The following is a 21,701-nucleotide window of genomic DNA, read 5'->3' as shown; positions in this document are numbered from 1 at the left end:
TCTATGCTGCATTGAGGCTGAGCCATGTGTTGGCAATACCGTAAACCCAGACGCCAATCAGGGTAACTGCCAATAACGAAAAAACGATTTTGTGTCGAAGCTGGTTGTCAGCACTTGCCGCTACAATCCACCGCAGATACATAAGGCCAATGAAGCTCAGGAAAACGGCAAGGCTTGCGAGCGCGGGTATCAGGAGCCACGCCGGGTTGATACTATGGCCGTTGTCCGTCTGGCTGGAGAACCAGCCCATGGATGCCAGTAGCACTGCCAACGCGCTGAACTCTGTAATCACAAGTGTTTTACGCAGTGGGTGCGGGGAGGGTTTATCCGGGTTGTTCATGAATCTGATCCTGAATTTCTGGGGTAAGCTGCGACATGGTAACCGGATGCCATGAAAGAGTCTCCACGCTAACGAAATGGCAATAAAAACGGTGGAAATCAATTTATGATTTTGCTATTCGGTTTTTTTGCCGGGGTTCAGTCGCTATAATGCGGCAACCAAAGATTATAACGCTCAAATGCGAGGTGCATTGTGAAGATGAAGAGAGTCCTGGCTGTTGTATTGCTCGGTTTTGGCATCACTGCCGGCGCCGTTATGGCAAGTGTTGAAGACGAAATCCGTGCGCGTATCCAGCCGGTCGGTGAAGTATGCCTGCAGGGTGATGCGTGTGGTGAGGCCGCAGCAGTTACTGAAACAGCCAGCTCCGGACCTCGTTCCGGCAGCGAAGTTTACGGTGCCGTGTGCATGGCATGTCATACCACAGGCGCTGCTGGCGCACCGGTAATCGGTGATGCTGGAGCCTGGGCTCCTCGCATCGACCAGGGCATAGAAACCCTGATCACTCACGCCCTCAATGGCTTCAACGCTATGCCCGCCAAGGGCGGTTGCGCCAGCTGCCCGGATGAGGAAATCCAGGCTGCAGTGGAGCACATGGTGGCAGAGAGCAAGTAAATCCTGCGCTCTTGCCGTCAAAAACCCCGCAGTTGCGGGGTTTTTGCTTTCAGAGCCCTAAATCACCAAGAAGAGCGCTTAGTGTCGCCTTGCCCTTTTTCTGATTGGCTTCGACATCCAGGTCTCCGGTACCCTCCCAGTGTACGTCGTCCTCCGGGAGTTCATCCAGAAACCGGCTGGGAATGGTTTCGAGCTTTTCCCCATACTGCCTGCGCTGGGCGGCGTAGGTCAGGGTCAGAGTTTCTTTTGCGCGGGTAATTCCCACATACATCAACCGCCGCTCTTCTTCGATATTGCCTTCTTCGATACTGGATCTGTGTGGCAGGATTTCCTCCTCCAGCCCCAGAATAAACACATGAGGGAACTCCAGGCCCTTGGACGCGTGAAGTGTCAGCAGTTGTACCTTGTCGCTGTCATCCTCTTCTTCCCGTTGTTCCATCATGTCGCGCAGAATCAGCTTTGTGATGGCATCTTCTATTCCCAGCTCATCGGCGGTTCCCTTGCCGTCGTCCAGCATCCTCTGGATCGAGTCCACCAGATACCAGATGTTCTCCATGCGGCGCTCGGCTTGTTTTGGCGTACCGGAGTTCTGGTGTAGCCACTCTTCATATTCAATATCTGTGAACAGCTGTTTGATCACGGGTACAGGGTTTTCACCGTGCAGGCACTCACAGGTTGCATCCACCCAGTGGGCGAACCGCCGCAGCCGGTCCAGGCCTTTCTCGGTTACATGAGTTTCTGCGCCCATATCGCTCAGTGCCCGGAACAGGCTGACGTCGCGGGCACGGGCATAGTGGCTGAGTTGCTCGAGCGTGCGCGGGCCGATTTCGCGCCGAGGTACATTCACTACCCGCAGAAAAGCGGCGTTGTCATCCGGGTTAATCAGCAGGCGCAGATAGGACATCGCGTCCTTGATCTCGTTTTTAGAGAAAAACGACTGGCCCCCTGAGATGCGATAGGGAATCTGGTAGGCCTGTAGTTTCATTTCCAACAGGCGGGCCTGGTGATTGCCCCGGTAAAGCACGGCAAAGTCCCTGAACCCCAGCCCCTTCTTCAGTTTCTGGTCGAGAATTTCGGTGGCCACCCGCTCGGTTTCGGCGTCTTCGTTACGGCAACGGACAATGCGGATCTCGTCGCCAATGGTGTGGTCGCTCCACAGAGCTTTTTCGAATACGTGGGGGTTATTGGCGATGACCGTATTGGCGCTGCGCAGAATGCGCGAAGTGGAGCGATAGTTTTGTTCCAGCTTTACAATTTTCAGGCTTGGGAAGTCTTCCTTTAGCTGCGCCAGATTTTCCGGCCGTGCGCCCCGCCAAGCGTAAATCGACTGATCGTCGTCACCAACAACAGTGAATGCAGCACGCTCAGCAACCAGCATCTTTACCAGTTCATACTGGCACAAGTTGGTATCCTGGTACTCGTCCACCAGCATATAGCGTATTTTTCTACGCCATTTTGCAAGCACCTCGGGGTTGGTGCGAAAGAGTTGCACCGGGAGCAGAATAAGGTCGTCAAAGTCAACGGCATTGTATGCCTTCAGGTACTCGCTATAATGTTTGTATACGATGGCAATGCGTTGCTCCCGCTCATCCTCAGCTTTGCTGTATGCTTCTGCGGGCCCGCGCATGGCACTCTTCCACGACGAAATGGTCATCTGGACATCGTTGAGTTCATCGCCGGCGTCGGCACTGGCCTCTCTGAGCATCAAGTCCCGTAGCAGGGCTTTGGCATCTTCCGCGTCAAAGATGGAGAAGCCGGGGTGATAGCCAAGGTGGGTGTACTCTTCCCGGATCATGTTCAGCCCGAGATTGTGGAAGGTGGACACTATCAGCCCGCGGGCCAGTTTGCGGTCTACAATCCGGCCCACACGCTCTTTCATCTCGCGGGCGGCTTTATTGGTGAATGTAACAGCGGCGATATGGCGCCCCGGGATGCCAAGGTGCTCAATCAGATAGGCAATTTTCCGGGTGATTACGCTGGTCTTGCCACTGCCTGCACCGGCAAGAACCAAAAGCGGGCCATCGGTGTAGCGAACAGCTTCATTTTGTCGCGGGTTAAGTTTGTTCACAAATACACTGCCAGAATGGATTGAGACGGGAACTTTCGGTAAGACAACAGTCTACACCAGCCTGACTGTACCTTGTCGATCTATCAGCTATCCTTTTATAAGAACGGATTTATTGCTCACGCACCCATGGATTCTGCTTAATGACCTTGCCACTGGAAACTGTCGGACATGACCAGCTTCGCGTTCTGGTTCTGACGCCGGATTATGCCGATTTTCTCTGGCTTAGCGCACTGCTGAAAGGCGATTCTGAGATAAGCCCGGATTCGACCTGGTGCCCGGATCTGGTGGATTGTGACGACCTGATTCGCAATGCAAAGTTCGACATTATTGTCTGGAACTGCGTGTTTCATGGTGGGTCAGAAACCGCCTTTTTGCAGTACCTGGCCGTTGCCAGTGGTGGCCGTCCGGTTCTGGCACTGAGTGCTGAAACTCCGCGCGAGCGGGCGCCGGAATTGCTTTCCGGTGGTGCGGCAGATTATGTGAGCTTTCAGGAGCTTGATCGCTGGAGCTTTCGTCGGGCGGTGAAGTGCCTTTGGTATCGCGAGCAACTTGCTAATTCGGCGCACAGCCAGCTGGGCCGGGGAGTCGCAAGCGGATTTATTAACCGGGATCTGTTCTTCGACAGGCTGCAGCAAGCCCTGCTCAGGGCCCAACGGGGTGGTTACCGGCTGGCGTTGTTGCATCTGAATATCGATGATTTTCGCAGCATTAATGAGACCTTCGGCTACCAGAAAAGTGATCAGCTGATGATCATGGTAGCCGCTCAGGTCCGACAGGGGCTGCGCCGCGTGGATTCCCTGATGCGCATTGGCGGTGACGAGCTGGCCATTATCGTTGAAAAAATAGAAGACTCACTGGATATCACACAGATCATACGAAAAGTAGTCAATGCCCTGGATGAGCCGGTAACGATTGATGGCAAGAGTGTTGTTGTCAGTGCCAGCTTGGGGGTGGCTACGTATCCGGAGGCCGGAGACAGTCCCGAAAATCTCATGCGCAGGGCTAACCGGGCGATGTTTGAGGCCAAGCGGGATCCGGGCACCAGCTATCGCTTTTACGATCGCCAGCTGCATATTTCTGCCGGCTACCAGCTCAGGCTGGAAGCGGATCTTCGCAACGCGCTCAGAGGCAATGAGCTGGAGCTGTATTATCAGCCAAGAATTGATCTGGCCAGTAATGACGTGCGTGGCGTTGAGTGTCTGTTGCGCTGGAACCACCCGGAGCGTGGCCTGGTTGGGCCGGACGAGTTCATCCCCGTTGCAGAGCGCAGTGGCCTGATTGTTCCTATCGGTTACTGGGTAATAGAGCAGGCCTGCAAGCGCCTGCAGGAGTCCGCTGAGCTCGGGTTTCCCGGGCTGGTGTTTGCCGTCAATCTCTCGTTCCGGCAGTTCCACGACCGCAAGATGACAGAAACCATATTCCGGATCATCTTCAACGCCAATGTAGATACCAGCTTGCTGGAGCTGGAGCTGACGGAAAGTGCCATGATGCACGATCCTGAATACGCGCAACGCTGCCTGCGTGAGCTCAATCAGCTGGGTATCAGTTTCGCGCTTGATGACTTTGGCACAGGTTTTTCTTCTCTCAGCAATCTCCAGCACCTGCCGATCTCACTGGTTAAAATCGACAAATCGTTTGTGCAGGCTCTGGGCGAGTCTGCGGACGCCGAGCATATTATCCGGGCGATTATCAGCCTGGCGCACAGCCTCCAGATCAGTGTGGTGGCCGAGGGCGTTGAGACGGAAAGCCAGCTGGAGTTTCTGCGTCAGCAACACTGCGATGAAATTCAGGGTTACTTCTATGCGCGCCCCATGCCCTGGGCCGACCTTGTGCAATTCCTGAACAAGCGTGGCGAGTCCGCTTGCCTGCAACTGTAAGCCGCTGTACCTTTGCTGCTTTATCCGACACGCATCAAACAGAGGTTGCATGAACAGTATCTCCAGGCGAATCGCTGACGAACTCGGCGTACGTGAGCAACAGGTTAATGCCACCGTCGCCCTGCTGGACGAAGGTTCCACCGTTCCGTTTATTGCCCGGTACCGCAAAGAGGTAACAGGCTCGCTGGATGACAGCCAGCTGCGCACGCTTGAGGAACGCCTGCGCTATCTCAGAGAGCTGGAAGACCGTCGCGGCACTATCCTCAAAAGCATTGAAGAGCAGGGCAAACTGACCGACGAATTGCGCGCCAGCATCCTGAGTGCGGATGCCAAGAATCGCCTGGAAGATCTTTACCTACCCTTTAAGCCCAAACGCCGCACCAAAGCTCAGATTGCCCGGGAAGCGGGCCTGGAACCTCTGGCTGACGCTTTGTATGGAAATCCGGCTCTGGATCCGGAAACCGTGGCTGAAGGCTATATCAACGCGGATGCGGGTGTTGCCGATACCAAAGCCGCCCTCGACGGTGCCCGTTATGTCCTGATGGAGCGTTTTGCCGAAGATGCGGAACTCTTGGGCGAACTGCGAAACTTTATCTGGCAGCAAGGGCAGTTGAAAGTCACGGTTATTGCAGGCAAGGAAAACGAAGGTGCCAAGTTCCGTGATTATTTTGATTATGTAGAACCGTTGAAGAAAGTGCCTTCGCATCGGGCTCTGGCGATTTTGCGTGGACGCAATGAAGGTATCCTCTCTTACGCTCTGGTTGTGGGTGATGTGGATGATGACCGGCGCCAGCCGCATCCCGCAGAGCAACGTATCGCTGCGCGCTGGAACATCCGGGATAACGGTCGCCCTGCTGACAAATGGCTGTCAGAGGTGGTGCGCTGGACCTGGCGGGTAAAGCTGTCTACGCAGATCGAGACAGATCTCATGTCCCAGGTGCGTGAAGCAGCTGAAACCGAGGCCATCAACGTTTTTGCGGCCAATCTGAAAGACCTGCTGTTGTTGGCGCCTGCCGGGCCGCGCCCGACTCTGGGGCTGGATCCCGGCCTGCGCACGGGTGTAAAGGTAGCCGTTATTGATGGTACCGGCCAGGTTGCAGGACATGGCGCTATCTTCCCCCACGCGCCCAAGAACCAGTGGGACAGCTCCATCGAAAAGCTCGCAGCCTGGTGTCGTGAATACCGCATTGAGCTGGTTGCCATCGGCAACGGCACAGCCTCCCGTGAGACGGAGAAGCTGGTGGGGGATCTGAGCAAGCGCTATCCGGAACTCAAGCTGGCGCGCATCGTTGTGAGTGAGTCCGGTGCTTCGATCTATTCCGCCTCAGAATTTGCCTCCAAAGAGCTGCCGGATCTGGACGTGACCATTCGTGGAGCTGTCTCCATTGCCCGTCGGTTGCAGGATCCGCTGGCCGAGCTGGTCAAGATCGAACCGAAATCCATTGGTGTTGGCCAGTACCAGCACGACGTATCCCAGGTTCAGCTCTCACGCAGCCTGGATGCTGTAGTGGAGGATTGTGTCAACGGTGTCGGCGTCGACCTGAATACGGCATCGACACCCTTATTGGCAAGAGTGTCGGGTCTGAACCAGACCATCGCGCAGAACATCATCGAGTACCGCAACCAGAACGGTATGTTCCGTAACCGCAAGCAGCTGTTAAAGGTTTCCCGACTGGGTGCCCGCACCTTTGAGCAGGCAGCTGGCTTCCTGCGTATCGCCAGCGGAGAGAATCCACTGGACCGGTCATCTGTGCATCCTGAGGCCTATGGGGTGGTTGAGGGTATTGCAGCAAAGAATAATCGGAAAGTTGAGGGTATTGTTGGCGATGCAGCGTTCTTGCGTGGTCTGAATCCCCAGGATTACGTAACAGATCAGTTCGGTGTGCCTACCATCCAGGATATTCTCTCCGAGCTTGAGAAGCCCGGCCGGGATCCGCGCCCGGAGTTTCGTTTTGCAAGTTTTGAAGAAGGCGTGGAAACCCTTGGCGATCTTGAGCCCGGCATGGTGCTTGAGGGGTCCGTTACCAATGTCACCAACTTTGGAGCATTTGTGGACATAGGCGTGCATCAGGATGGGTTGGTGCATATTTCCGCGCTTTCTCACACCTTCGTGAAAGACCCTCGTGAAGTGGTCAAGGCAGGGGATATCGTGAAGGTTAAAGTCATGGATGTAGACATCCCCCGTAAACGGATTGCGTTGTCCATGCGAATGGATGACCAGCCAGGTGAAAAAGCGGATTCAAAGCGGTCAGCTTCGGGCCGGGCGGCGGGCGGCCAAACTGCCGGCATGCCAAGTGGGCAACAGGCGGGTAAGTCCAAAGCCAAGTCAGCGCCCCGGGGCCAGAACAAAGGCGCTGATCCGGGTGCCATGGCAGGCGCACTGGCTCAGGCGTTTGCGTCAGCCCGCAAGGATAAGCGTTAAGCGGTTTCAACTATTTCCACCAGCCGGCGTCGCTCACAAGGCATAGCTGGCTGCAGCAGGAGTCAATCATGGCCGAATCCCGCCATTCTGTGTTCCGCCAGTTCGCAGCCAGCGACTGGAACGGATTTCTGAAAGGGGTAGAAAAAGAAGGTTTGCGCGTCGACCGCAACGGGTTCATTGCGCAGACGCCACACCCAGAGGCCCTGGGCTCTGCGCTCACGCACCCGTCCATTACAACGGACTATTCTGAGTCCCTTCTGGAACTGATTACGCCGGTGTGTAGCAGTACTTCCGAGATGCTGGAGTCGCTGCGCAATACCCATCGCTTCGTTCAGCAGAACCTGGGTGATGAAGTTTTCTGGCCGGCCAGTATGCCCTGTGAGCTGGATGGTGATGCCAGCATTCCCATTGCCGAGTATGGTTCTTCAAATATCGGGCGCCTTAAGCACGTTTATCGTCAGGGACTGGCAGTGCGATACGGGCGCATGATGCAAAGCATTGCCGGAGCTCACTACAACCTCTCCTTACCGGACAGCTTCTGGGACATCTGGCAGAGCGCGCTCGGCGACCAGCAAAGCATGAAGGATTTCAAGTCTGATCAGTATTTCTGGTTGATTCGCAATTTCCGCCGCAGAAGCTGGTTGCTGATGCTGTTGTTCGGCGCATCGCCGGCCCTGGATGCGAGTTTTGTTGCCGGAGTGCGTCACGACCTCGGCCGTTTTGATGGTCGCAGTTGGTTTGGTAAACACGCTACTTCTTTGCGTATGGGCGATCTGGGTTATCACAACAATGCCCAGTCTTCGCTGAACATCTGCTTCAACAAGCTCAGTACCTACACCCAGACTCTGGATCGGGCCATTCATACCAACTGGCCAGCCTATGAAACCATAGGCACCCAGCGTAATGGCGAATTTATCCAGATCAATACCAGCGTGCTGCAAATAGAAAACGAGTACTACAGCGCCGTGCGTCCTAAACGTACTGCTCAAAGTGGAGAAAAGCCGATTCAGGCGCTCGATGCCCGCGGTGTGGAATATGTTGAGGTGCGATGCCTGGATCTGGATCCGTTCTCCCCGGTAGGTGTCAATGAGGCTCAGGTCGACTTCCTCGATCTCTTCCTGCTGGACTGCTTGCTGTCAGAGTCTCCGCGGATCGATGATGCCGAATGCAGCATGCTGGACGACAACTACAAAGATGTTGTCGCCAGAGGTCGTGATCGCGAGTTAACGCTGTGCCGGGATGGCGGGCGTACGCCCATCGGTGAAGCGGCTACGGCATTGTTGGATGGGCTCGAGCCACTGGCAGAAATACTGGACGGTTGGAATGGTGGTGACGTTTATCGTCAGGCACTGTCGGCCCAGCGAGGAATTCTGTCTGGTGATAGCCAAGTGCCTTCTGCGCGGGTTATTGATGCCATGCAGGCTTCCGGGATGGGGCATCGTGACTGGGGCATGGATATGGGGCTGAGACACCAGAACACACTCCGGCAGGAAGGCATGGAGGCCAGCGTACATGCTGCGTTCACTGCTGCCAGCAAGGATTCTCTGGCAGAGCAGAGGCGGATAGAGGCCTCGGATACCCTGGGGTTCAGTGACTTTCTTGAACAGTATCTGCGTTCCTGACGGGCGCAGACTGCTGGCTCTGACTCCTTCTTCGGGTTAGCATCGCTTATAGGCCTGTTTCACAGAAGGTGAACAAAAGTTTGTCACTTTCTGACGCTGGTGCTAACTTCAATAGCTTCAGTCAAAGGGAGTATTGGCATGGCAAGGGATATCAAGCTCGGATGGGACGTTGAGGCTCTGAATAAAGCCTATCGTCAGGGCTATATGGCGGCTTCCATGGGAATGGATAAAACCCGCTGTCCCTATCGCGGTGACGTCGTCGTAGCGGCTTGGGAGGCCGGCTGGGATGATGCAGGTGAGGTTGTCCGGGAAGAGCATGCCTTGGGTAATGACCTGTTTTCCCGGATTGCCTGAAGCCCGCTATTTTTGCACCACAAACTCCGTAAACAGTACACCGGTAATAGCTTCGCCGGTTTGCTGTTCTTCCAGCACCCCGTTTATTCTTGATTTCGCTTCTTCGCGCAGCGCCTGCTGGCCGTCCATTGTTGTCAGCTTTTCCGTATCTGTCTGCTCACCAAACAGCATTACCAGTTCGTGGCGTAGCCTCGGCATGTGAGCCGCAACAGCCGTTCGCGTGGTCTGCCGGGAAGCTCGCAGGGTGACCGCTGCTTTCAGGTAAGTCAGCTTGCCGTCTGAGCTGCCTACGTGGGTTACGAACGGCGGCTCCATGGCAATATAATCAGTGATGCCTGATTCTTCTGCGGTTTCCTCTTCTGCTTGAACGGCGTCTTCCGCCCAGGCGGCGGGGACCAGTGAAAACAACAGGAAGATACTCAATAAAACGAATTTTGGCTGAGGTGTCATAAGCTTGCAGTTAGTCATGGTTTAGGGTTTAGTGACAAAATCAGCAGCGTTTCCGCCGGATTAACCGAGAATAGCAGGCTCGGCGGAGCATTTGTGGAAAACCGAGGAAACTTTGTGAAAGGAAGAGCAATCTTTGCAGTTGTTTTTGTAGTCTGTGCCGGATTGTTGGGCGTAGCGTTTTACATGGAGCATGTGATGGGGCTGGAGCCTTGTCCTTTGTGCTGGCTTCAGCGCTTCGGCTTTATGGGAGTGGGTCTGGTGAGCTTTGTGGCAGCTTTGCATGGTCCCGGGCAACTGGGGTTGCGTGTGTATGGCCTGTTGCTGGCGGTAACGGCCGGTGCTGGTCTGGGCATGGCAGGTCGCCAGCTGTGGTTGCAGAACTTGCCGGCTGATCAGGTGCCCGCCTGCGGTCCCTCTGTGGACTATATGCTTGAAGTGTTGCCGTGGGCGGAAGTGCTTTCTACAGCTCTCAAAGGCACCGGAGACTGTGCTGCTGTGGTCTGGCGTTTTCTTGGGTTGAGTATTCCCGGTTGGACAGCTGTCTTTTTTGCTTTGCTGGTGATTGTAGGCCTGGGCATGCTTTTTCACCGGGGGAAACCAAAAGGCTGGATCGCTGGCTGAAACGGTTGCGGCCGGCGGCGGGCATGGGTTAACTTAATCCAGAGTTAACACATGTCAGCATCAGGGCTGAACAGCCGGATTATCAAGCGGAGAGCAGGCGTCATGTTGGAAAATTGCCGAAATGCCAGGGAGCGTTGGGGTGGCGTCAGCGAACTCATTGATCGTTGGCTCAAGGATCGTCAGGAGCTACTGGTTCACTACTGCGATTTATCCGGAGAAAGCGACTTCTCGCAAACCGAAGCGCTGAGGCAAAAGTTCGTTCGGCTTTGTGAAGTGCTGGTGGATTACGTCTCTACCGGTCACTTCGAAATATACGAACAACTGGTCAGGGAGGCCCGGGAGTTCAATGACGGTGGGCTTGAGCTGGCCGCGAAGGTTTATCCGCGCATTGAAAAAACCACAGAAGTGGCTCTCAATTTCAATGATCAGCTGGGTGAGCATGCGCTGTCTGAGCAGGACGTGAAGGCGCTGTTTGATGAGCTTTCCGTTTTGGGCGAAACTCTGGAAAGCCGTTTCGAGATGGAAGATTTTCTGATTGAGCATCTCCACAACGTGCATGCGGACAAGGTAATACCTGCGTGATCTGACACCGGGGGTTACAAAAAAGCCTCAGCAGCGGAAACGCTGTCTGAGGCTTTTTTGTGGCTTCAGGCAGGCTGAAGCCACAGGTGGGAGCCATGCAGGCTCCTTGGGCATAACGGCTTAGTTGCTTGCTTCCGGGTTAATGGCCAGTAGCTCCACATCAAAAACCAGGGTTTCGTTCGGACCGATAGCGCGGTTGCCACCCGGGCCGTAGGCCAGATCAGAAGGGATATACAGCTTGTAGCGGCTACCTTCGCTCATCAGCTGCAGGCCTTCGGTCCAGCCCGGAATAACCTGGTTCAGGGCAAAGGTCACCGGCTCGCCGCGTTCACGGGAGCTGTCAAAAACCTCGCCGGAAAGCAGTTCACCGGTGTAGTGCACCTGCACAGTATCAGTTGTGCCCGGTTGGTCACCCTTGCCTTCTTCCAGCACTTCATACTGAAGGCCGGATTCGGTTGTTTCGACACCGTCCCTCTCGGCATTTTCTGCAAGGAAAGCTTCGCCGGCTGCCAGGTTTTTCTGTGCCAGCTCTTCCACCTGCTTGCTTTGTTCTTCCTGCAGCGACTGCTGGTATTCCATCAGAGCTTTCTGGATTTCCTCACGGCCCATTCGTTTGGCTTCTTCATCGCCGGCGTGACCATGCTGAATCCCCTGAAGAAACTGATCCATCTGCAGATTCGGGAGGTCGTTGTTCATACGCTCACCCAGTACCAGGCCCATGCCATAGCTGACCTTCTGGTCAGTAGAGTCCAGTTTCGGATCCGCCGGAGTCTCGGGAGGAGTTGAGCAGCCGGCAACAATGCCGGTCATCGCCAGTGCAAGCAGCGTTTTTTTCATTACGTCATCCTTTTGGGTTAGTAAGGAGTGGGCCATAGCCCACGCATTGTGTTTATCAGAGGGGAAAAGGTAACGGGTTCAGAGCGCAGATTCCACTGAACATCTGTTAAGGAGCTGCGGATTCCGTCTTGTACCCGCAAAGATGCCGTCAGCTCCCATTGCGTCCCGCACTCGGGCCAAGATAGAAGGGCGCGCTATAGGGTGACTGCCAGTCAGTCTCGGGGTTGGATGCTCTGGCAGGAAGTCTGTCCGTATCTGCTCTTTCTATGGCCAGCGTGTTCCACGGGCCGTGCTGTGGTGGCTGGTCGGCGTAATGCCAGTTGCCATCTGTATCCTGCCACTTGAAGACGATATCCGGCCCTTCTGTTGGAATCGGAGAAGGCACCAGGCCCTCAAATGCAGGTATTTCGGGCTGTGCGTCTTCCGCAACCGGTTTTGAAGCCTGGTCTGGGTCATTCAGGCCGAAAAACATCAGCAGTAACAGCAGGCCGAGAGCCGGAAACGAGAGCCGGACGAGCCATTTGATCATCATGGCTGTGTGTCTCCCTGTGGAAAGGCGATGAGAATATCGCAGAGTGTGCCCAGAAGCTGCGTGGTTTTCACGGTCGTGCCGGATGCCGGTGCTGCAGCAGCGAGGTTGGGGCGGATCAGATTGTTTCGTTCATACATGTTGCTCTGTTCCGGATTGGGCGCTGTTAAAGTCCGCCAGGCCAAAGCCAGCTCGATGCGCTCTGACTCCAGCTCAAGACCGGCCAGGTTTGTGCGCAGAGCATTGTATGAAGCCTGCGCCTTTGGCACTGACGTGCGAATGGCACGCAAGCTGCCGGTTACACGATCGCGCCACTCTGTTACCGTAGCGTCATCAATTCCGGTGTACGCCCTGCCTTTCAGTGCAAGCCATCCGGCGCATAAAATTCGTGTTACGCTCCAGCCTTCATTCTGAAGGGCCAGACAGGTTTCCTGCGCCGGCGAGTGCTGCCAGAATGTCAGTGCAAACTGCCAAAGCGGATTGTCCGGCTCCAGATTGTCCGGCAGCGCCATGGGTTTTGACGGTAATTTCGGGTTGGTCTCCAAGCTGACCTGCATGAGCACTGAACCATCCCTGACAATTTCACTTTGATTATATGACAACATGTTAACGATAACCGATCTCAGTTTACAACGGGGTGGCGTCTGGTTGCTAGATTCCGTCGCTCTGACGGTGCAATCCGGCCAGCGCGTGGCAATTGTAGGTGCCAATGGTGCCGGTAAGTCCAGCCTCTTTCAGTTATTGCTGGGCCAGTTGGCACCAGAGCAAGGCAGTGTGTCACTTCCCGGCGGCTGTCGCATCGCCCATATGGCTCAGGAAGTTGAGGCGACAGGGCGAAGTGCCAGAGATTTCGTTCTCGACGGTGATCTTGACTTGCGCCGGCTTGAGCGGGAACTTCAGCAGGCTGAAGCGCGGGGCGATAACAACGCGGTTGCTCATATACACGGCGAGCTGGATATACACGAAGCCTGGTCTGCCGCCAGGCGTGCCGAGTCGCTGCTGCGGGGGCTTGGGTTTCAGAATGGGGATGCAGATCGGCCTGTTTCAGCTTTTTCCGGCGGCTGGCGGATCCGGTTGAACCTTGCCCAGGCGCTGATGCGGCCATCGGATCTTCTATTGCTGGATGAGCCGACTAACCACCTGGATCTTGATGCCTGCTTGTGGCTGGAGAACTGGCTGCGCCGTTTCGACGGAACCCTGCTGTTTATCTCTCACGACCGGGATTTCATGGATCGGGTTGCTACTCATGTGGTTCATTTTGATCGGCAAAAGCTGGAGTTGTATACGGGTAATTACTCAGCGTTTGAAGGTCAGCGCAGCGAGCGGCTTGCGCAACAGCAGGCGGGTTTCGAGCGGCAGCAAACGAGAATCGCTGAAATTCAGCGTTTTATTGATCGCTTCAAAGCGCAAGCCACCAAGGCCCGGCAGGCGCAGAGCCGGGTAAAATCACTGGAGCGGATGGAGAAGATTGCCCCCGCTCATATCGATTCACCGTTCAACTTCCAATTCCCGGTGGCAGACAAGGTCTCCAACCCACTGCTTTCTATACGGCATGGGCAGGCTGGGCATGGCGAGAGTGTGATTCTCGACAATATCAACCTGACCCTTCTGCCGGGCAGTCGTGTTGGTTTGCTGGGGCCAAACGGTGCCGGTAAATCCACCTTGATGGATGCGTTGCTGGGACAGGGTGAAGAAGGGATAACAAGCACATTGCTGTCTGGTGAGCGGACATGCGGAGAGAACCTGGCCATAGGCTATTTTGCCCAGCACCAGCTGGAATCTCTGGATCTCGACGCAAGCCCCTTCCTGCACCTGCAACGGCTGTCGCCCAGGGCCTCTGAACAGAGCATCCGCAACTTTCTGGGTGGCTTCAATTTTCATGGCAATGAGGCGTTAAGCCCCATCCGCTCCTTTTCGGGTGGTGAAAAGGCCCGTGTTGCGCTGGCGGTTATTGCCTGGCAAAAGCCCAACCTGCTTCTCCTGGATGAGCCAACTAACCACCTTGATCTGGAAATGCGCCAGGCTCTGACAATGGCACTGCAAAATTTTGATGGTGCTATTGTTGTGGTGTCTCACGACAGACACCTGCTGCGTAACACCGTCGATGAATTCTGGCTGGTTAATGACGGTCGCGTTATGGAGTACCAAGGTGATCTTGAAGATTATGAGCGCTGGCTGGCGGATCGTCGCAAGGACGATACCGAGGCGCCGAAGCGGCAATCAGCTGGCGCCGGGAGTTCAGATGACAGTATCGCAGCTTCGGAATCAGAAGTCGGTATTGGAGAAAGTGCTGAAGACCGGAAGGTGCGTAAGCGGGCGGAAGCGGCTCTAAGGCAGAAGTTGAGTCCATATCGTAAGAAGCAGGCGACACTGGAAAAGCAGATGGAATCTCTGCATGAAACCCTTAGCGACATGGAGTCAGAGCTGGTCGACCCGGATTTGTATGATGATGAGTCAAAAAGCCGGTTAAAGGAGCTGCTGGGTAAGCAATCAGAAGCTAAAGCCCGTCTTGAGGGAATCGAAGCGGAATGGCTCGATGTCAGCGAAACGGTAGAAGCGATGGAGGAGGAGCTGGCGGGCTAGCGAGCCTGCCAGTGTCAGCCGCCCGCGAGTTCAAGCACAAAGTTCTGTTTGGCCAGATAATCCTGCTCGTTCCTCAGATCTGCAAGCGTTAGCGGGCGGTCATTGAACCAGCCATCCGGAAAGGTCAGTAAAAGGCCTTTCTCCCTTGGCTGCAGCGTGAAGGCCGGTGGCGGTTCCAGGTTACGGGAATGCTGAATCAGAACCGCAAGGCGTACCAATATGCAGAGGTGTCGCAGGCGCTCCCGATCACTGGAGTCAATTCCATCAAAAATGGACGTGGCGAATTTGCGCCGATGGCCCCTCACCAGAACTGCCAGCTCTAGCTGGGCCTGCTGTGTGAAGCCGGCCATGTCGGAGTAACGCAGCAGGTAGGCTCCGTGCTTGTGATACTGGCTGTGCGATATGGTCAGGCCAATTTCGTGCAGCTGGCAGGCCCAACGCAGAACTTCCTCATCGTGAACCGTGTCCAGGCTCCAAGTGCGTGCCATCTGTTCCCAAGCCGCAACCGCAGTTGCCTCGACAGCAGCTCCCTGGCTTTGATCTACGTGGTACCGCTCCTGAAGGGCCGAGATACTCCGTTCCCGCACATCTTCGTGTTGAATCCGCCCGGCAATGCCATACAGCAGCCCTTCCCGGAGTGCGCCATCAGCGAAGGTCATATCCTGTATGCTCAGGGACCGAAAGGCCCCCATAAGGATGGCGAAACCGGCAGGAAAAATATTCTGGCGATCCGGACGTAAACCCAGATCGCCCAGCTTCTCCACGCTGCCCATATCCACTAGCCTGCGGCGCAGCTCCTCCATGGCACTAAAGGTAATCGTGCCATCCGTTATTTTGAGAGTCGCCAGTACGATGCTGATGGCTTTGATTGAGCCGGACGCACCCACTGCACTCTGCCAGCCCACCGACCGAAAACGCTTGCGGATACTCAGAAGCTCCTGCTCGGCATGGGTAATGGCATTGTCCATCTGTTTGCGGGTAATCCGACCATCGGGAAAATACCGGTTCCGGAAAGAGACACAACCCATGTGCAGGCTTTCCAGCTCCTGGGGCTCAAAGCGTTGCCCGATAATCAGTTCCGTACTACCGCCACCTATATCGATCACAAGGCGTCGCCCGACATCGTCAGACAGCGTGTGCGAAACGCCAAGATAGATCAGTCGGGCCTCTTCCCTCCCGGCAATAACCTCCACCGGATACCCCAGAACCTCCTCGGCCCGAGCCATGAACTGGTTGGCATTGCGCGCGACCCTGAGCGCATTGGTGCCCACAATCTGGACACTTTCCGGCGGTGTGCCGTTAAGGCGCTGGGCAAACCGGCGCAGGCACTCAAGGCCGCGCTCCTGGGCCTCTTCGGTCAGGCAGTTCTTTGAATCAAGGCCGTCGCCGAGTTGTACCTTTTCGCCCATCTTTTCCATGGTGCGGATTTCGCCGTGCACGAGCCTGGCCACAACCATATGGAAACTGTTTGAGCCCATATCAATGGCTGCCAGCGTATCCGGTGAAGCAGGCGTATTTTCGGCAGAAGATGTGGCCGTCACGGTGATTAGAATCCTGTGGTATGAACTTGCGCGTACTATAAGCGATAATCAGCGGATCTGTCAGTAAATGCCCGGGTTTGAGCGTGGCATCGCGCCAGTCGAATTGAGTGGGGTCATAGGATCGCCGATTCAAGCTGGTGGATCTACTGCTTCACATACGCGGGATCAATCGCGTAAAGTAGTCTTTAACGTGATGGGGGTGAAGGGCTGCCGCCCGAACAACGGCAACCTTCAGCAACAGTCAACTGCACGTGCATGCGGGAGTCGGTATAACTGCCGAAATCCTGCTGTTGCGCATGAATCAGGAAAATGAAATGAGCGGAAATATCGTAAATGTAACGGATGCCTCCTTCGAGCAGGACGTGCTTAAGTCCGACGTACCCGTACTGGTAGATTACTGGGCGGAGTGGTGCGGCCCCTGCAAAATGATTGCACCCGTGCTTGAAGAAATTGCCGACGAATACGATGGCAAGCTGAAAGTCTGCAAACTCAACATCGACGAAAACGAGCAGACACCGCCCAAGTTCAACATCCGTGGTATCCCGACCCTGATGCTGTTCAAAAACGGCAACGTCGACGCCACCAAAGTGGGCGCACTGTCTAAATCCCAGCTCGCGGCATTCCTGGACAGCAACCTCTGATTGCATCCTGACTGCCTGAAAACCGCCCCGGAGCCATGCTCCCGGGCGGTTTTTGTTTGTCCGGCGAAACCGGAAAAGCCGGACATCTGTAAGGGAGGTTACGCCTTACCTTGCTCAATATTCGGGTGTATCCACCACTATAGTCTTAAATCCTGGCGGCTCTAAGCAGTCTCTTGCCTGCGCAACCAGGCACCCCGAACAGTCTCCGAAGCCACTCCGGCCAGAAGCCCGAAAAACGGGTCGACCCAAACGGTTACCAATGCTGTTATGGCGATAACAGGCCAGCAGGACGGCTTGACTATCCATAGGCGTTTGGACAATGCAAGCTCGGCTGCTGCCACGAACAGCAGAGCTCCGAGTCCGGCCATCGGAATGGCTGCAATCATTGAGAGGCCGCCCGGTATCACCGCAATCAGGAGTAAACCTGTTCCCAGCAAAACGGGCGCCACGCCGGTCCGGGCGCCGAAGCGATAATGCGCCGCCACACCACCCGCTCCGTGACACATGGGTAAGGCACCGAGCGGCACCATAAAGAGGTTCGCCAGGCCGGTAGTCACCGAAAGCCGGGCTGGCGAAACGCGGTGCGATTGCTCCCCGAAGTAATCCTCAACCACCAAAGCTGTCAGTACAATGGCATTGGTTATCGTGAGGGCCAGTTGGGGTAATACCAGCATGGAAATCGCTTGTTGCCAATCATCCATGCCCGGTAGCTCAGGCAGAGAAAGTGTGGTCGAATCCACTACAGGAAGCGTGAGCCCCGGTGCCCCCAGAATTGTTCCAATCGCTATAGACCCACCAAGTCCCATAAGCGCTGCTGGACAATTCGGCAACAGCTTCAGGGTAATGCCCAGCAGTGCCAGCGTGACCACGCCCAATGGCAAGGACGTGGCCATCAAACCGAGACTCATGTTGGCCAGCATCAACCCCAGCCCCAACTGGAGGCCACTTAACACCGATCTTGGTATGAGACGCGCTGCCCCGTTAATCCACCCGGTGGAGCCGAGAAGCAGCAAAACTGTCCCGATCAGCACGCCACTGGCGACCAGGCTCTGGGCGCTCACCTGAGTCGTAAGCAATAGTGCAGCAACCGCTTTCATGGGCTGTACTGGTATCGGCAAGCGGTAATACAGTCCTGTTGCGATGTAGAAAACGGCAAACCCTACCAATACCGGTATCGGTGCCAGGCCCGCAAGCCCGATAGCCCCCAGGCCCAGGGGAATCAGGGTGCCAAGATCCCCCAGCGCTCCACTGGCATCCTTCATCAGAACTTTTTGTATTGAAGGCATGCAGGCTCCTGATTAATTCGCCTGTTTGTTGTTATTGGAGTTGGTCAAGCGTTATATACGACTTTCCCCAGCTCACTGATGTCGTAGCCACCCAGCGCCTCGGCACGCTGAACGAAGCGCTCGCTTCTGGCAAACGACAGCAAACGCTGCAGCGTCGGCTCAAAGTAGTGACGCCTGCGCATGGCCAAGTCGAAATACTCCTCCTGCAAAGGAATAAAAGCCAGCCCCTGGCGCCGCGCCGCAGCTTCAATCCCCACGCCAATATCCGCTTCGCCCTGGCGAATGGCCAAAGCGAGATCGTCCTCGCTGAGCGACGGATGAGCGGCCCATGTAAGCTGGCTGGTGTCGATGCGGTGGCGGGTGAGCAAGCTCTGCAGCAAATGGCTGACGCCGGCATCGGGCTGCCGATGCGCGATCCGTATGCCGGGGCGGGTGGCATCCTCAATTCGCGCAAGTTGATGCGGGTTGTCGGAGGCTAAAAGAAGCCCCTGCTGACGTTTTGCCCACCGAATCAGCACCAGATCGCGCATCCCGCTCAGCCCTAAGGTGGCGGGGTCATTGTACCGCCGGGTTTCAGCATGCCAGATATGCATCCCGGCGAGCATCGCGCGCCCTTCGATTAACCGTTGCACGCCATCGCCGCTTCCCTGGCACAGCAACGCCAGCTCCGCGCCGCTTTCCTTCACTGCCCACTCCAGCAGCGGATCCTGGCTACCCGCCAGGACCGGCGGTGTCGGAGAACTCACAGCGTCGTCGCCCTCCAGGTGGTTCATCAACCAAAGATCAATGCGCTGACGCGGAAACAGAAGTTTTCCTGTCACCCGCACGCAGGGAATAACGCCTTGACTGACCAGATCGTAGACTTTGCGCTCTTTCAGGCGCAGATACTCGGCTGCCTCGGCTGTCGTAAGGTAAGTGGGAAGGGGCATCGCGTTCTCCTACTGTCCGGCAAGGCGCAAGACTGTTTGTGGCTGCATATTTTTCAGCAGGCTGTGCAAAGCGTAGTTAGAAACGCCACGATGCTCAAATAATAAGGAGACGCAGCTTTGGAAAATAATGCGTTCTATGTAGCGCTCTCGCTACTTGTAAATCTCGACGCCTCGCTATTCCAGATCGTGGCGCTTTCGCTGAAGGTGTCTCTTATGGCGGTGCTTATAGCCGCCGTGCTCGGCTTTCCCCTGGGTGCAGCTTTAGCGTTATGGCGCTTCCCCGGGCGCGGCGGGGTGATTGTTATGCTCAATGCCCTGATGGGACTGCCCCCGGTGGTGGCAGGGCTTATGGTGTACTTGCTCCTCTCGCGCGCCGGCCCACTGGGAGAACTGGGATTGCTGTTTACACCGGGCGCCATGGTGGTTGCCCAGGTGGTACTGGTGTTGCCGATCCTCGCCGCGCTGTCGCGCCAGAAGGTGGAAGAGATGTTGGGTGAATACCGCGAGCAGTTTGTTTCCCTGGGTATGTCACGTGCACGAATGATGCCTACCCTGCTGTGGGACGCCCGCTTTGCACTATTGACCGTTCTGCTCGCCGGCTTTGGCCGCGCCAGTGCCGAAGTGGGCGCGGTGATGATGGTCGGCGGCAACATTGACGGGGTTACCCGGGTAATGACCACCGCCATCGTGCTGGAAACCGGCAAGGGCAACCTGCCCCTGGCACTCGGGTTGGGCATTGTGCTGCTCTCTCTGGTTTTGCTGATTAACGCCGGCGCCTACATGGTAGGTGAAGTAACCAGAAGGCGCATAGGATGACTTCATTGAACGCCTCGCACTTGTCTTCATCGGTTCTTTTAACACCGCCAGCATTGCGCTTTGAGGAGGTCGCCTTCAGCAACGAGGACAAGCTCCTGCTGGGCCCCTGTTCGTTCACCCTGGACGGCATCGGTCCTACCTTGGTGATGGGGCCTAACGGTGCGGGCAAGAGCCTGCTGCTGCGACTGGCCCATGGTTTGTTGTCACCCACCCTGGGGCAAATCTCCTGGTCAGGTCAGGAGCGTCCCCGCCAGGCCATGGTATTCCAGCAACCAGTGCTTTTGCGCCGTTCAGCGGTGGCCAATCTCGTGCACGCACTGGCGGTGAATAACGTCCCGCGCAGGGAACGTATGAAGCTTGCCCTTGACGCTCTCGAGCGGTTTGGCCTGGCCGCCTGCGCAAAGACACCCGCGCGGGTGCTCTCCGGAGGGCAACAACAGCGCCTGACACTGGCGCGCGCCTGGGTGCTTTCGCCCCAGGTGCTGTTCCTTGATGAGCCCACCTCTGCGCTTGATCCGGCAGCGATTAGAGCCGTAGAGGCCGCAGTGCTCGAGTTTCACCATCGGGGAACGCGCATTGTGATGACTACCCACGATATCCATCAGGCCCGGCGCCTTGCCGGAGATGTACTTTTCCTGTCCGGCGGGAAAATACGTGAACACACGCCCTCTGAAGCTTTTTTTGACAAGCCCGTCTCACGAGAGGCGCAGGCGTTTATCGCAGGAGAACTGGTCGAATAGTCCGGTTTTTACATTTAAAAGGAGAAAACAAGATGAAAAAGACGCTTAATCTGGTACTCGCAGGTGTAACCAGCATGGGCTTGGCTTTCAGCGCTTATGCCGAGGACTACATCACCCTGGCCTCTACGACCTCGACCGAGAATTCTGGGCTGTTCAGCTCCATTTTGCCGCAGTTTGAAGACGCCACCGGTATCGAAGTTCGGGTAGTGGCCGTGGGCACCGGGCAGGCGTTTGAAATCGCGCGTCGCGGCGACGCCGACAGCCTTCTGGTGCACGACACTGCAGGCGAGCAGCGCTTTGTGGAAAACGGCTACGCCAGCGAGCGAGCCGATGTCATGTATAACGACTTCGTGTTGATTGGTCCCGCAGCGGATCCGGCTAATATCAGTGAGGCGCAGAGTGTTGCCGAAGCATTCGCGGCTATCGCAAAGGCCGAGGCCGCCTTCGCTTCACGCGGCGATGACAGTGGCACCAATCGCGCCGAATTGCGTCTCTGGGAAAACGCCGGTGTCGAGCCCGATGGAGACTGGTACCGGGAACTTGGCAGCGGCATGGGGCCGACGCTCAACACCGCCGCGGCCATGGATGCCTATGTGATGTCAGATCGCGCTACCTGGGTGGCATTCGGAAACCGACAGAACCTGACGCTGCTTTTTGAAGGCGACAAAGTGCTGTTCAACCAGTACGGTAGCCTGCTGCTTTCCGAGGAGAAACACCCGCACCTCAAACACGATCTGGCCAAACAATGGCACAATTGGCTGATTTCCGAAGATGGTCAACAAGCGATTGCCGACTTTAAGGTCGACGGACAACAGCTGTTTTTTCCGAATGCCAAATAGGCTAATCTCTGC

At 56.0% G+C, this 21,701-nt stretch carries 21 protein-coding genes; 12 read left to right on the top strand and 9 right to left on the bottom strand.

Features of this window, described 5'->3' with window-relative positions; translation table 11 throughout:
• Nucleotide 1: 1 nt before the first annotated feature.
• A complete protein-coding gene (locus BUA49_RS00810; protein ID WP_072794911.1) occupies nucleotides 2–340 on the bottom strand; it encodes a hypothetical protein in 339 nt (112 codons plus the stop codon).
• A gap of 198 nt (nucleotides 341–538) precedes the next feature.
• Between BUA49_RS00810 and BUA49_RS00805 the strand changes: the two genes are divergently transcribed.
• Nucleotides 539–952, top strand: a complete 414-nt coding sequence (locus tag BUA49_RS00805; protein WP_072794910.1) for a c-type cytochrome — start codon at nucleotides 539–541, stop codon at nucleotides 950–952.
• A 49-nt stretch (nucleotides 953–1,001) separates the two neighbouring features.
• Here the strand turns inward: BUA49_RS00805 and rep are convergent, their stop codons facing one another.
• Nucleotides 1,002–3,020: a DNA helicase Rep gene (gene rep, locus BUA49_RS00800; RefSeq protein ID WP_072794909.1), complete on the bottom strand. Its 2,019-nt coding sequence runs from the start codon at nucleotides 3,018–3,020 to the stop codon at nucleotides 1,002–1,004.
• 140 nt (nucleotides 3,021–3,160) lie between these two features.
• On the opposite strand from rep, the gene BUA49_RS00795 reads away from it, so the two are divergent.
• From BUA49_RS00795 to rmf, 4 genes are all read left to right on the top strand, one after another.
• Entirely contained in the window at nucleotides 3,161–4,897 is a 1,737-nt protein-coding gene (locus BUA49_RS00795; protein ID WP_072794908.1) for a putative bifunctional diguanylate cyclase/phosphodiesterase, read from the top strand.
• Nucleotides 4,898–4,946: 49 nt separating this feature from the next.
• The gene (locus tag BUA49_RS00790; protein WP_072794907.1) at nucleotides 4,947–7,319 is read left to right on the top strand and encodes a Tex family protein; all 2,373 of its coding nucleotides are present in this window, start codon (nucleotides 4,947–4,949) and stop codon (nucleotides 7,317–7,319) included.
• Between the two features lie 68 nt (nucleotides 7,320–7,387).
• Nucleotides 7,388–8,941 (top strand): glutamate--cysteine ligase, encoded by a 1,554-nt coding sequence (gene gshA / locus BUA49_RS00785; protein ID WP_072794906.1) that lies wholly within the window; start codon nucleotides 7,388–7,390, stop codon nucleotides 8,939–8,941.
• Nucleotides 8,942–9,079: 138 nt separating this feature from the next.
• Nucleotides 9,080–9,295, top strand: coding sequence for a ribosome modulation factor (rmf, locus tag BUA49_RS00780; RefSeq protein ID WP_072794905.1), 216 nt, complete (start codon nucleotides 9,080–9,082; stop codon nucleotides 9,293–9,295).
• A 6-nt stretch (nucleotides 9,296–9,301) separates the two neighbouring features.
• Here rmf and BUA49_RS00775 read toward each other — a convergent pair whose 3' ends face one another.
• Entirely contained in the window at nucleotides 9,302–9,745 is a 444-nt protein-coding gene (locus tag BUA49_RS00775; protein ID WP_072797536.1) for a flagellar basal body-associated FliL family protein, read from the bottom strand.
• Between the two features lie 114 nt (nucleotides 9,746–9,859).
• Here BUA49_RS00775 and BUA49_RS00770 point away from each other — a divergent pair, with 114 nt between their 5' ends.
• Complete coding sequence (locus BUA49_RS00770; RefSeq protein WP_139248721.1) at nucleotides 9,860–10,366, top strand: disulfide bond formation protein B; 507 nt, start codon at nucleotides 9,860–9,862, stop codon at nucleotides 10,364–10,366.
• A gap of 102 nt (nucleotides 10,367–10,468) precedes the next feature.
• The gene (locus BUA49_RS00765; RefSeq protein WP_072797534.1) at nucleotides 10,469–10,948 is read left to right on the top strand and encodes an Rsd/AlgQ family anti-sigma factor; all 480 of its coding nucleotides are present in this window, start codon (nucleotides 10,469–10,471) and stop codon (nucleotides 10,946–10,948) included.
• A gap of 120 nt (nucleotides 10,949–11,068) precedes the next feature.
• On the opposite strand, the gene BUA49_RS00760 is transcribed toward BUA49_RS00765, so the two are convergent.
• The 3 genes from BUA49_RS00760 to BUA49_RS00750 form a co-directional block, all read right to left on the bottom strand.
• A complete protein-coding gene (locus tag BUA49_RS00760; protein ID WP_072794903.1) occupies nucleotides 11,069–11,785 on the bottom strand; it encodes an FKBP-type peptidyl-prolyl cis-trans isomerase in 717 nt (238 codons plus the stop codon).
• Between the two features lie 148 nt (nucleotides 11,786–11,933).
• Complete coding sequence (locus BUA49_RS00755) at nucleotides 11,934–12,317, bottom strand: DUF4124 domain-containing protein (protein ID WP_072794902.1); 384 nt, start codon at nucleotides 12,315–12,317, stop codon at nucleotides 11,934–11,936.
• Nucleotides 12,314–12,871 carry a TIGR02444 family protein gene (locus BUA49_RS00750; protein ID WP_072797532.1) on the bottom strand — a complete coding sequence of 186 codons (558 nt, stop codon included), beginning with the start codon at nucleotides 12,869–12,871 and terminating at the stop codon, nucleotides 12,314–12,316. Before BUA49_RS00750 ends, BUA49_RS00755 begins: the two co-directional genes overlap by 4 nt.
• A 46-nt stretch (nucleotides 12,872–12,917) precedes the next feature.
• Here BUA49_RS00750 and BUA49_RS00745 point away from each other — a divergent pair, with 46 nt between their 5' ends.
• A complete protein-coding gene (locus tag BUA49_RS00745) occupies nucleotides 12,918–14,897 on the top strand; it encodes an ATP-binding cassette domain-containing protein (protein WP_072794901.1) in 1,980 nt (659 codons plus the stop codon).
• A 14-nt stretch (nucleotides 14,898–14,911) separates the two neighbouring features.
• Here the strand turns inward: BUA49_RS00745 and ppx are convergent, their stop codons facing one another.
• A complete protein-coding gene (gene ppx, locus BUA49_RS00740) occupies nucleotides 14,912–16,438 on the bottom strand; it encodes an exopolyphosphatase (protein ID WP_072794900.1) in 1,527 nt (508 codons plus the stop codon).
• 314 nt (nucleotides 16,439–16,752) lie between these two features.
• On the opposite strand from ppx, the gene trxA reads away from it, so the two are divergent.
• Nucleotides 16,753–17,079, top strand: a complete 327-nt coding sequence (gene trxA, locus BUA49_RS00735) for a thioredoxin TrxA (protein WP_011784020.1) — start codon at nucleotides 16,753–16,755, stop codon at nucleotides 17,077–17,079.
• Between the two features lie 161 nt (nucleotides 17,080–17,240).
• On the opposite strand, the gene BUA49_RS00730 is transcribed toward trxA, so the two are convergent.
• Nucleotides 17,241–18,365, bottom strand: a complete 1,125-nt coding sequence (locus BUA49_RS00730) for a putative sulfate/molybdate transporter (RefSeq protein ID WP_072794899.1) — start codon at nucleotides 18,363–18,365, stop codon at nucleotides 17,241–17,243.
• A gap of 44 nt (nucleotides 18,366–18,409) precedes the next feature.
• Entirely contained in the window at nucleotides 18,410–19,294 is an 885-nt protein-coding gene (locus BUA49_RS00725; protein WP_072794898.1) for a helix-turn-helix transcriptional regulator, read from the bottom strand.
• A gap of 117 nt (nucleotides 19,295–19,411) precedes the next feature.
• Here BUA49_RS00725 and BUA49_RS00720 point away from each other — a divergent pair, with 117 nt between their 5' ends.
• Genes BUA49_RS00720 through BUA49_RS00710 form a run of 3 tightly spaced genes read left to right on the top strand, consistent with a single transcriptional unit; the run spans nucleotide 19,412 to nucleotide 21,689 of the window.
• On the top strand, nucleotides 19,412–20,110 hold the full coding sequence (locus BUA49_RS00720) for an ABC transporter permease (RefSeq protein WP_072794897.1): 699 nt from the start codon (nucleotides 19,412–19,414) through the stop codon (nucleotides 20,108–20,110).
• Complete coding sequence (locus tag BUA49_RS00715; protein ID WP_072794896.1) at nucleotides 20,107–20,850, top strand: ATP-binding cassette domain-containing protein; 744 nt, start codon at nucleotides 20,107–20,109, stop codon at nucleotides 20,848–20,850. Before BUA49_RS00720 ends, BUA49_RS00715 begins: the two co-directional genes overlap by 4 nt.
• Before the next feature lie 32 nt (nucleotides 20,851–20,882).
• Entirely contained in the window at nucleotides 20,883–21,689 is an 807-nt protein-coding gene (locus BUA49_RS00710) for a substrate-binding domain-containing protein (RefSeq protein WP_072794895.1), read from the top strand.
• Nucleotides 21,690–21,701 lie beyond the last annotated feature (12 nt).

This window comes from Marinobacter antarcticus, from assembly GCF_900142385.1.
Taxonomy (GTDB): Bacteria; Pseudomonadota; Gammaproteobacteria; order Pseudomonadales; family Oleiphilaceae; genus Marinobacter; species Marinobacter antarcticus.
Note: the sequence above shows the minus strand (reverse complement) of the source record. Positions and strands in the feature narration are given on the sequence as shown.

Bases quoted from the DNA above. Each gene is read 5' to 3' on its own strand.
- BUA49_RS00810 (WP_072794911.1), bottom strand. From the start codon at position 340: ATGAACAACCCGGATAAACCCTCCCCGCACCCACTGCGTAAAACACTT.
- BUA49_RS00805 (WP_072794910.1), top strand. From the start codon at position 539: ATGAAGAGAGTCCTGGCTGTTGTATTGCTCGGTTTTGGCATCACTGCC.
- BUA49_RS00795 (WP_072794908.1), top strand. From the start codon at position 3,161: ATGACCTTGCCACTGGAAACTGTCGGACATGACCAGCTTCGCGTTCTG.
- BUA49_RS00790 (WP_072794907.1), top strand. From the start codon at position 4,947: ATGAACAGTATCTCCAGGCGAATCGCTGACGAACTCGGCGTACGTGAG.
- gshA (WP_072794906.1), top strand. From the start codon at position 7,388: ATGGCCGAATCCCGCCATTCTGTGTTCCGCCAGTTCGCAGCCAGCGAC.
- rmf (WP_072794905.1), top strand. From the start codon at position 9,080: ATGGCAAGGGATATCAAGCTCGGATGGGACGTTGAGGCTCTGAATAAA.
- BUA49_RS00775 (WP_072797536.1), bottom strand. From the start codon at position 9,745: ATGACACCTCAGCCAAAATTCGTTTTATTGAGTATCTTCCTGTTGTTT.
- BUA49_RS00765 (WP_072797534.1), top strand. From the start codon at position 10,469: ATGTTGGAAAATTGCCGAAATGCCAGGGAGCGTTGGGGTGGCGTCAGC.
- BUA49_RS00760 (WP_072794903.1), bottom strand. From the start codon at position 11,785: ATGAAAAAAACGCTGCTTGCACTGGCGATGACCGGCATTGTTGCCGGC.
- BUA49_RS00755 (WP_072794902.1), bottom strand. From the start codon at position 12,317: ATGATGATCAAATGGCTCGTCCGGCTCTCGTTTCCGGCTCTCGGCCTG.
- BUA49_RS00750 (WP_072797532.1), bottom strand. From the start codon at position 12,871: ATGCAGGTCAGCTTGGAGACCAACCCGAAATTACCGTCAAAACCCATG.
- BUA49_RS00745 (WP_072794901.1), top strand. From the start codon at position 12,918: ATGTTAACGATAACCGATCTCAGTTTACAACGGGGTGGCGTCTGGTTG.
- trxA (WP_011784020.1), top strand. From the start codon at position 16,753: ATGAGCGGAAATATCGTAAATGTAACGGATGCCTCCTTCGAGCAGGAC.
- BUA49_RS00730 (WP_072794899.1), bottom strand. From the start codon at position 18,365: ATGCCTTCAATACAAAAAGTTCTGATGAAGGATGCCAGTGGAGCGCTG.
- BUA49_RS00725 (WP_072794898.1), bottom strand. From the start codon at position 19,294: ATGCCCCTTCCCACTTACCTTACGACAGCCGAGGCAGCCGAGTATCTG.
- BUA49_RS00715 (WP_072794896.1), top strand. From the start codon at position 20,107: ATGACTTCATTGAACGCCTCGCACTTGTCTTCATCGGTTCTTTTAACA.
- BUA49_RS00710 (WP_072794895.1), top strand. From the start codon at position 20,883: ATGAAAAAGACGCTTAATCTGGTACTCGCAGGTGTAACCAGCATGGGC.